The 9,792-nt window shown below is 69.2% G+C and carries 8 protein-coding genes; 6 read left to right on the top strand and 2 right to left on the bottom strand.

The window, feature by feature from the left end:
- Positions 1 to 13: 13 nt before the first annotated feature.
- The gene (hutH, locus tag RN607_RS10215; RefSeq protein WP_313542423.1) at positions 14 to 1,576 is read right to left on the bottom strand and encodes a histidine ammonia-lyase; all 1,563 of its coding nucleotides are present in this window, start codon (positions 1,574 to 1,576) and stop codon (positions 14 to 16) included.
- 77 nt (positions 1,577 to 1,653) lie between these two features.
- Between hutH and RN607_RS10210 the strand changes: the two genes are divergently transcribed.
- The 3 genes from RN607_RS10210 to mnmA all read left to right on the top strand — a co-directional run bounded on the left by RN607_RS10210 (position 1,654) and on the right by mnmA (position 5,520).
- Positions 1,654 to 2,475, top strand: a complete 822-nt coding sequence (locus RN607_RS10210) for an IclR family transcriptional regulator (protein ID WP_313542421.1) — start codon at positions 1,654 to 1,656, stop codon at positions 2,473 to 2,475.
- A 235-nt stretch (positions 2,476 to 2,710) separates the two neighbouring features.
- Complete coding sequence (locus tag RN607_RS10205; RefSeq protein WP_313542419.1) at positions 2,711 to 4,423, top strand: HNH endonuclease; 1,713 nt, start codon at positions 2,711 to 2,713, stop codon at positions 4,421 to 4,423.
- 20 nt (positions 4,424 to 4,443) lie between these two features.
- Entirely contained in the window at positions 4,444 to 5,520 is a 1,077-nt protein-coding gene (mnmA, locus tag RN607_RS10200) for a tRNA 2-thiouridine(34) synthase MnmA (protein ID WP_313542417.1), read from the top strand.
- 312 nt (positions 5,521 to 5,832) lie between these two features.
- On the opposite strand, the gene RN607_RS10195 is transcribed toward mnmA, so the two are convergent.
- Positions 5,833 to 5,970 (bottom strand): hypothetical protein, encoded by a 138-nt coding sequence (locus RN607_RS10195; RefSeq protein WP_313542415.1) that lies wholly within the window; start codon positions 5,968 to 5,970, stop codon positions 5,833 to 5,835.
- Positions 5,971 to 6,432: 462 nt separating this feature from the next.
- Here RN607_RS10195 and RN607_RS10190 point away from each other — a divergent pair, with 462 nt between their 5' ends.
- From RN607_RS10190 to RN607_RS10180, 3 genes are all read left to right on the top strand, one after another.
- Positions 6,433 to 7,785, top strand: a complete 1,353-nt coding sequence (locus tag RN607_RS10190) for an ABC transporter substrate-binding protein (protein WP_376784155.1) — start codon at positions 6,433 to 6,435, stop codon at positions 7,783 to 7,785.
- Between the two features lie 67 nt (positions 7,786 to 7,852).
- Complete coding sequence (locus tag RN607_RS10185; RefSeq protein ID WP_313496859.1) at positions 7,853 to 8,878, top strand: carbohydrate ABC transporter permease; 1,026 nt, start codon at positions 7,853 to 7,855, stop codon at positions 8,876 to 8,878.
- A complete protein-coding gene (locus RN607_RS10180; protein ID WP_313542411.1) occupies positions 8,878 to 9,729 on the top strand; it encodes a carbohydrate ABC transporter permease in 852 nt (283 codons plus the stop codon). The genes RN607_RS10185 and RN607_RS10180 overlap by 1 nt, the downstream gene beginning before the upstream one ends.
- The last annotated feature ends 63 nt before the right edge of the window (positions 9,730 to 9,792 follow it).

The raw sequence follows: 9,792 nt of genomic DNA, 5'->3' as shown, positions 1-9,792 counted from the left end.
GGTGGGGCGGTCGTCAGGTGTGGCTGAGCCGGCCGATGCGGTGCTCGACCGCCGCGAGCACGTGGCCGTCGCGCACGGCGGAGGCGGCGGCCTCGAGCTCTGGCGCCACGAAGCGGTCCGGGCCGGGACCGGCGGACTGAGAGACGAGCATCGCTGCGGCCTCCGTCGCGGGCGACGGCTCGAGCGGAGCCCTGAGGGCCTGCGCGCGGGACGCCGCAAGCAGCTCGATCCCCAGCACGCGGGACAGCCCGTCGATCGAGGTCCGCAGCTTGCGGGCCGCATGCCAACCCATCGACACGTGGTCCTCCTGCATGGCCGACGACGGGATCGAGTCGACCGACGCAGGGGAGGCCAGCCTCTTGAGCTCGGACACGATGCCCGCCGCGGTGTACTGCGCGATCATCAGGCCCGAGTCGACGCCCACCTCGTGCGCCAGGAACGGCGGCAGGCCGTGATTGCGGGCGGGGTCCAGCAGACGGTCGATGCGGCGCTCCGCCATGCTCGCCAGGTCCGCCACCGCGATGGCAAGGAAGTCCAGCACGTAGGCGACCGGCGCGCCGTGGAAGCTCCCATTGGACTCGACACGACCGTCGGGCGTGACCACAGGGTTGTCGACGGCCGCCGCGAGCTCGCGGCTCGCCACCAGACGCGCGTGAGCGATCGTGTCGCGCACGGCGCCGCCCACCTGCGGAGCGCACCGCAGCGAGTAGGCGTCCTGCACCCGCGTGCAGTCCGGGCCGCGGTGGCTCGCGACGATGCCCGACCCGTCGAGGATGCGGGTGAGGTTGTGGGCTGACGCGCCGATCCCGGGGTGAGGGCGCAGCGCCTGGAGGTCCGCGGCGAACGGCGCGTCCGTGCCGAGCAGCGCCTCGATGCTCATGCCCGCCGTCACGTCGGCCGTGGTCACCATCAGGTCCAGGTCGGCGAGCGCCAGCAGCAGCTGGCCCAGCATCCCGTCCGTGCCGTTGATGACCGCCAGGCCCTCCTTCTCCTCGAGCACCAGAGGCTCGATCCCGGCGCACGCGAGGGCGTTCGCTGCGCCCATCGCAATGCCGTGCCCGTCTCGCACGGGGCCTTCGCCGGTGGCGGCGAGCGCAACGTGCGCCAGCGGCGCAAGGTCGCCGGAGCAGCCAAGCGAGCCGTACTCGTGGACGATCGGCGTGATGCCCGCGTTGAGCATCGCCGCGTAGGTCTCGGCGACGACGGGACGTGCGCCCGTGCGGCTGGTCAGGAGGGTCGACAGGCGCAGCATCGTCAGCGCGCGCACCACCTCGCGCTCGACCTCCGGGCCAGCGCCGGCGGCGTGCGAGCGCACCAGGCTCAGCTGCAGCTGACGGCGACGGTCGCCGTCGATGAACGTGGTGGCGAGCGCGCCGAAGCCGGTGCTGACGCCGTAATGCGGCTGCGGATCCGCCGCGAGCGCCTCGATCACGCCACGCGAGCCGGCCATGCCCTCCAGTGCGGCCGGGTCGATCAGCAGGTGCGCGTCGCGGCGGGCCACGGCGACGACGTCCTCGGGGGACGGGGCGCCCGCGCCGATCGTGACGGTGGGGACGGACGTGTCGAGGAGTGTCATGCACTCATGAAACGGCGCTCCTGTCGCGGGCGGACCGCGCATCCCCGCAGTGCTGTCTCATATGTGAGACTAGTCGCATGGACGACGCGCAGGAAGCGGCACCCGGTGGCGTTCGCAGGCCGGCCCGAGCCCGCCCCGCCACGCCAGCCGTCGATCAGGCGCTCGCCATCCTCACCCACCTCGCACGCCAGCGCGGTCCCGTCACGGCCGGTCATCTCGCGACAGCGCTGCGCATCCCACGCGCCTCCCTGTACCGCCAGCTCGCGTCCATGGTCGATCACGGGTATGTGGTGCACCTGCCAGAGGAATCCCGCTACGGCCTGGGCGTCGCCGCCTATGAGCTCGGCTCCGGCTACTCCCGACAGCAGCCGCTGTCCCGGCTCGGCGCCCCGCTGATCGCCGGGCTCGTGGACCGGGTGGGGGAGTCCGCGCACCTCGCGGTCCTCGAGGGTCGCGACGTGGTCTACGTCGTCGAGCAGCGCGCGCCACGCAGGCCCATGCTCATCACCGACGTCGGCGTGCGGCTCAGCGCGCTCGTGACCGCGTCAGGCCGTGCGATCCTCGCGGCGCTGCCACACGCGCAGCTGCGGGCCACCTTCCCTGGACCGGCGGCCTTCGAGTCGGCGCCCCAGGGCGCGCCGCGGTCGTACCGTGAGCTCAAGGAGCTGGTCCGCGTGACCCGCGCCAGAGGCTACTCCTGGGAGGACGGCTCCGTGACGGAGGGGCTCGCATCCGTCGCTGTGCCTGTACGCGACCACGCGGGCTGGCCGGTCGCGGCGCTCGCGGTCACGTTCCCGTCCGAGCGAGGGGACGACACATGGCGAGAGCGGGTCGTCGAGGCGGTCACGCGCGATGCCGACGAGCTGGCCCGCCGCATCGGGGCACGCCGCACGGGGTGAGGGTCCGCCGCGCGGGCCGCAGGCGCGGTCGCGTGACCGCGCTCCGCGCACCCGGTCATGAGAGTGGTCGCAATCGGCTTCTCGCGGTCCCGTCCGTGGTGCTCCGGTGGTCGCCGACTGCGCTGGCTGTGCTGTGCTGTGCTGGCTGAGGTTGCTCGTCCCGCTGCCGCTCGTCCCTGAACACTCTGGCACCCCTTTCGTCCCATTTGTCAGACCCCCGTGACGGGATGAATCCATGACGACGAGTGACGGCACCCTCACGGATGTCGTCGCGCTGCGCGCGCTCGTGGACGACGTCGAGTCGCTGCCTCGCGCGGAACTGCTGGCGGTGCAGGTGCGTGCGGTGGCGGTCCGGCGCGAGGCCGACGTGCTGCTTGCACGGATCTCGGCGGAAGTCGCGCGGCGGTCCGAGCCGACCGATGGCGCGGTGGGGTTGGCCCGTCACGAGGGGCATCAGAGCGCGCAGGGCCTCGTAGCCTCTGTCGCCGGTGGGAGTTTCGCCGAGGCGTCGCGGCTGATGCGAGTCGGCAGGGTGCTGGCACGTGATGACGAGGCCCGGTGCGCCGAGCGTGGGGATGTAGAGCGTGCGGCTGCCGACTCTGCTGGGTCGGGTGCCGACGGTGCGTTCGCGCCGGGTGCCGACCCTGCCGCGACAACGCATCGGGGTCCGCGCTTCCCCATGCTCGCCATGGAGCTGCGGAGCCACCGGCTCTCCGTCGATGCCGGCGCGCTCCTTGCCGATGCGCTTGAGCGCGTCGCCGAGAACCTCATTGGGGACCAGCTCGCGCAGTGGGAACGGGACGTCGTCGGCAAGGCAATAGGCCTGCCGCTGGCGAAGATCCGACGGCTGGTCGCGTTCGCGGAGGCGCGTGTGCGCCCTGATGAACTGGAAGGACGCGAGCAGCGCCAATACGCCGACCGAGCCGCGACGATCCGGTCCGAGCCCGACGGGATGGTCACCGTCACCGCACGGCTTGACCCTGTCTCGGCCGCACCTGTGCGCGCCATGCTCGACGCTTATGTGCGTGACGCCTTCCAGAAGCAACGCGACGCCAGGGCCGCACAGGCGGCGCAGGCTACGTCGGCGGGCACACGTCGGCAGATCGGACAGGGGCCTACCTCCGACTCCACTGCGCTTCAGCTGCGCGCGGATGCCCTGGTCTGGCTCGCGCGCCACGCCCAGGGCTGCGAATCCGATCATGTCGGTGTCCGGACCACGGTAGTGGTGCGTGTCGACGTCGACGCTCTGCACGAAGGCGTCGGCATCGCCGAGATCGACGGTGCGACTACGCCCATCAGCGTGACCGCACTGCGACAGATGGCGGCCGACGCCGAGGTCATCCCCGCAGTGCTCGGAAGCGAAGGCGAGGTTCTCGACTGGGGGCGTCGTCGACGGCTGTTCACCCAGGCCCAACGGCTTGCGCTTGTCGAGCGTGACGGCGGCTGCGCGAAGTGCCATGCACCGCCGAGCTGGTGCGAGGTGCATCACATCGAGTGGTGGGACCGAGACTCCGGCCCTACCGACCTGTCCAACGGAGTGCTGTTGTGCGTGCGATGCCACCATGACGTGCATCGCGACGGATGGGACATCAATGTCGTCGACAACCGCGTCTGGTTCGTGCCTCCACGGTCGGTCGACCGTGCCCGCACACCCTCGCTCGGCGGCCGCGCCCGCATTGACGCCTACGCGCGCGGCGGCGTCGCGACTCGGAGTCACGCTGTGACTAGGGACGATGTTGCGACTCGGGACGACAGCGCGACTCGGGGCGGCGCTGTGACACCGGACGACGTTGTGACACCGGACGACGTTGCGCTTCTGAATGACGGTGCGGCCCCGAATGACGGTGCGAGACGGGACGACGTTGTGACACCGACCGATGGTGTGCACGGTGCGAAGCGCGCCGGCGGGGCCCAGTCAGAGCGGCGCGTAAACTTGGCGGGTCCCTGACGCCGTCCTGCGAGGTCCTCATGCGCGTGCTCGCCGCCCTCTCCGGAGGAGTCGACTCCGCCGTTGCTGCGGCGCGCGCGGTCGATGCGGGGCATGACGTGACAGGTGTGCACATGGCGCTCAGTCGCAACCGGGACCTGCACCGCAACGGGTCGCGAGGCTGCTGCTCCATCGAAGACGCGAACGACGCCCGGCGCGCTGCGGACCTGCTCGGCATCCCGTACTACGTGTGGGACCTGTCCGACGAGTTTCACGACACCGTCGTCGCCGACTTCCTGTCGGAGTACGAGGCCGGGCGCACTCCGAACCCGTGCGTGCGCTGCAACGAGCACATCAAGTTCGACACGCTCCTGGAGCGTGCGTCGGCCCTGGGGTTCGACGCCGTGGTCACCGGCCACTACGCGCGGATCGACATCCGCGACGACGGGGTGAGGGAGCTGCATCGCGCGGCGGACCCCGCCAAGGATCAGTCCTATGTGCTGGCCGTGATGGGGCCCGACAAGCTGGAACGCGCGATGTTCCCGCTCGGCTCCGTCGGCTCCAAGTCTGAGGTGCGCGCGGAGGCCGCCGCGCGCGGGCTGGGCGTCTCGAACAAGCCCGACTCCTACGACATCTGCTTTGTCGCCGACGGGGATACCAAGGGTTTCCTCGAGCGTGCGCTCGGTGAGCGGCCCGGTGAGATCGTCGACCAGGACGGCGCCGTGGTTGGCGCGCACACGGGCGCGTACTCGTACACGGTGGGGCAGCGCAAGGGCCTCGGCCTGGGCAACCCCGCGGCGGACGGGCGTCCGCGCTACGTCACCGGCATCGACACCGTCCGCAACGTGGTCATGGTCGGCCCTGAGACGCTGCTGTCGGTGTCGACGCTGGTGGGGGAGCAGGTCGTGTGGCTCGCCCCGGACGTCGGCGCCGACGAGCCTGTCTCGTGCGAGGCGCAGGTGCGTGCACATGGCGAGCCGGTGCCCGCCACCGTGGTCCGTGAGGGCGACCGCATCGTCGTCCAGCTGGAGCAGCCGATGCGCGGCGTCGCGGCTGGCCAGTCGCTGGTCGTCTACGCAGGATCGCGAGTCCTGGGACAGGCGACGCTCAACCGTTGAGCCCCCGAACGGAGTGCGTGGCGGTCGCTCACGGGGTGCTTGGCCGTCGGTCACGGGGTACCTGGCCGTCGCTCGCTGGGTGCGTGACTGTCATTCATGGCGTACATGGCCGCTGCCGATCGGGTGGGCCAGTGTCGTTTCTGAGACGTCACTGCGCCTGACGGGTGGGCCAGTGTCGTTTCTGAGACGTCACTGCGCCTGACGGGTGGGCCAGTGTCGTTTCTGAGACGTCACTGCGCCTGACGGGTGGGCCAGTGTCCTTTCTGAGACGTCACTGCGCCTGACGGGCAGCTCGGTGTTGCAGGTCGGCGCTCACCACATCGGCATCGGTGCGAGCGAAGGATCGTGGACGTGCGTGACGTCGCCCGAGGAGTCGGGCTCGCGGGCCGACGGGATCGTCATGTCATCGGTGGGGGACCATCCTCCGCCCGCTGCGTCCTGGTCTCTCATGCGGTAAGTGACGCCGGCGTAGGTGAGGGTGGACGTCGCGGAGTCGCATGAGGCCGGCCGACGCGCGAGCACGGGCACGGTCTCGAGTCCCGCGGCGTCGACCTGTGACCGGGTGCCGCCAAGGCACTCGGTGACGGGGCGGCGAGGTGACGCGCTGCCGAGGCGGCGGCGTGGGAACCAGGGGAGGAGCCTCGCCGCCCCCGCCGTCTCGTGCGACAGCTCAGAGTTGGACCCATCGCGACACCCGGTGGTCGATGCGCTTCGACGAGAGAGCGCTCTCTCCAGCACGTGAACGCGCTCTCACGAGAAAACCGGTTGTGTGCGTCCCGGGGGTAACGATTCGATATCGGACCACGCTTGCAAGCGCTTGCACGGTTTGACGGGCATACCCCCCGGGCGTACGTTCAAGGCGATTCGTGAGAGCGCTCCCACCGCACGGGAGAGCGCTCTCAGGAGTCGGTCATGCACCTACTTCACAAGGGAGTGAACGTGAGCCTCTCACGACGCAACAAGACCGCGGGGATCGCTGCGGGTGCGGCAGTCTTCGCGCTCAGTGTCGCAGCCTGCTCCAGCAGCGGCGACGCCAACCCAAGCGACTCGGCCTCCGGCAGCACCAGCGACGAGCAGATCACCCTGACCGTCGCCACCTTCAACGACTTCGGCTACACGCAGGACCTGCTCGACGAGTACACGGCTCTGCACCCGAACATCACCGTGGTGCCGACCGTCGCAGCGACGTCGAACGACGCTCGCACCAACTACTTCGCCAAGCTGGGCGCCGGCGGCCTCGCCGACGTCGAGGCGATCGAGGTGGACTGGCTGCCCGAGGTCATGCAGTACTCGGACATGCTCGCCGACCTCACCTCGGACGACACCACCGGTCGCTGGCTCGACTGGAAGACCGCCGCCGCCACCGACGCCGATGGCCGCCTGATCGGCTACGGCACCGACATCGGCCCTGAGGCCGTCTGCTACAACGCGGACCTGTTCGCGGCCGCCGGTCTCCCGACCGACCCGACCGAGGTCGCCTCGCTCCTCAAGGGCGGCTGGGACACCTACTTCCAGGTGGGCCAGCAGTACATGGACGCGGGCGGCAACGCCTGGTTCGACGGCGCCGGCGCCACCTACCAGGGCATGATCAACCAGGTCGCGGCGGCGTACGAGGACCCCGACACCGGCGCCCTGACCGTCGCCGACAACGCCGAGGTCAAGGACATCTACGACCAGGTCACCACCGCCGCGTCGACGATGTCGGCCCACCTCTCGCAGTGGTCGGACGACTGGTACGCCGCTCTCGCCAACAACGAGTTCGCGACGATGCTGTGCCCGGGCTGGATGCTCGGCGTGATCCAGGGCGCGGCCCCCGACACCACCTCGTGGAACGTCGCGGACGTCTTCCCCGGCGGCGGCGGCAACTGGGGCGGCTCGTACCTGACCGTTCCGGCCAACGGCGCCCACGTGGAGGAGGCCAAGGCTCTCGCCGACTGGCTGACCGCTCCTGAGCAGCAGCTCAAGGCCCTCGCCAACGCGGGCACGTTCCCCAGCCAGGTGGACGCACTGTCCGACGAGGCTTCGCTGAACGCGGCCTTCGCCTCCGGCGACGAGCCCACCAAGGCGACCTACTTCAACAGCGACACTCTCGGCACGATCTTCTCCAACCGTGCCAACGCGATCACCGTGTCGCCGTTCAAGGGTGCCCTGTACTTCCAGGTGAACGATGCCATGCAGAACGCGCTGACCCGCGTCGAGGACGGCTCGCAGGACGCCACGACGTCCTGGAACCAGTTCCTGACCGAAGTCTCCGCGATCGGTTAACACGCCGCGGTCCGGGCCGCCCCACGTGGGGCGGCCCGGGCTGTCGCGTCCAGCTCGAAGGACCTCCATGTCATCCACCCTCACGAAGCCTGACCGCCCCACCGAGGAGCAGCGTCGGGCCGGCGGCAACGCGAAGCTGACCTGGCGCCAGCGCCGGGGCCACTGGGACGTCAAGTACTCGCCGTACCTCTACATCGCACCGTTCTTCCTGGTCTTCGCGGTCACCGGGCTCTTCCCTATCCTCTACACCGCCTTCATCTCCACCCAGGACTGGGACCTGGTGCGCAACACCGGCTCCTACGTCGGGTTCGAGCACTTCGCGTGGGTGCTGCAGGACCGCGAGTTCTGGATCGCGCTGCGCAACACGTTCTCGATCTTCCTGTTCTCGTCCGTCCCGCAGATCATCGTCGCCACCGTGATCGCGGCCATGCTGGACCAGAACCTGCGCGCCAAGACCTTCTGGCGCATGGGGGTGCTGCTGCCCTACGTGGTGGCCCCCGTCGCGGTCTCGCTGATCTTCTCCAACATGTTCGGAGACAAGTCGGGCCTGGTCAACACGCTGCTGGGCGACATCGGCATCAACCCGATCCTGTGGCACACCGACGTGATCCCCTCGCACATCGCGATCGCGACCATGGTGAACTTCCGCTGGACCGGCTACAACGCCCTGATCCTGCTCGCGGCCATGCAGGCCATCCCGCGTGACCTGTTCGAGGCCGCGGCGATCGACGGCGCGGGCGCCATGCGCCGCTTCTGGTCCGTCACCATCCCGCAGATCCGGCCGACGATGGTGTTCGTCATCATCACGTCCACGATCGGCGGTCTGCAGATCTTCGACGAGCCTCGCATGTACGACACGTTCGGCCTGGGTGGAGCCAACAAGCAATGGCTCACCATCACGATGTACCTCTACAACACCGGCTGGGGCAAGTTCAACTTCGGTCGAGCGGCAGCGGTCGCGTGGATCCTCTTCCTCATCATCGTGTCCATCAGCCTCGTCAACTTCTTCCTCACGCAACGGCTCATCGCCAGCGACACCGTCGCCAAGAAGGTCAAGCCGAAGCGAGTCAAGGCCTCGAAGGGAGGCAAGTGATGGCCCGCCGTCGGTCCACCTCCATCAGCTCGGGTCGACCCAAGTGGTTCGTCTACGGGGTCCTCGCGATCGTGCTCGCCACGGCCATCTTCCCCTTCTACTGGTCGTTCCTGATCGGTTCCGGCGACCAGTCGACGATCTACGCGACGAACTTCTCCTGGATCCCGGGCGGGAACTTCATCCACAATGCGACCGAGGTGCTGAAGAACCCCGCCGTGAACTTCTGGAAGGCGCTCGGCAACTCTGTCATCGTCTCGACGACCACGGCGATCACCACTGTCGTCCTGTCCACCCTCGCAGGCTTCGCCTTCGCCAAGCTGCGCTTCAGGGGCTCAGGGGTCCTTCTCGTCGCGGTCATCGCGACGATGGCGGTCCCGGTGCAGCTGGGCGTCGTGCCTCTGTACATCCTGATGCAGAAGTTCGGCTGGACGGGCTCGCTCGGCGCGGTCATCATCCCGGCGCTGGTGACGGCGTTCGGCGTCTTCTGGATGACGCAGTACCTGTCCCAGTCCCTGCCGACCGAGCTCATCGAGGCGGCGCGCGTGGACGGCTGCTCGATGATCCGTACGTTCTGGCACGTGGGTCTGACGGCGGCGCGTCCCGCTGCGGCCATGCTGTTCCTGTTCACGTTCGTGACCACCTGGAACAACTTCTTCTGGCCGTTCATCGTGCTCGACCAGAACAACCCGACGCTGCCTGTGGCGCTGTCGCTGCTCCAGGCGAACTACTTCGTCGACTACTCGCTGGTGCTCGCGGGCGTCCTGCTCGCCACGGTGCCGCTGCTGCTCCTGTTCATCTTCGCGGGCAAGCAGCTGGTCTCCGGCATCATGCAGGGAGCCGTGAAGGGCTGACCGGCGTGGTCACGATCCGATCGTGCCTGGCGAGGCATAGGGCCGTCTCTGACATGATGGCCC

This window comes from Demequina capsici (assembly GCF_032102965.1).
Lineage (GTDB): Bacteria > Actinomycetota > Actinomycetes > Actinomycetales > Demequinaceae > Demequina > Demequina capsici.
Note: the sequence above shows the minus strand (reverse complement) of the source record. Positions and strands in the feature narration are given on the sequence as shown.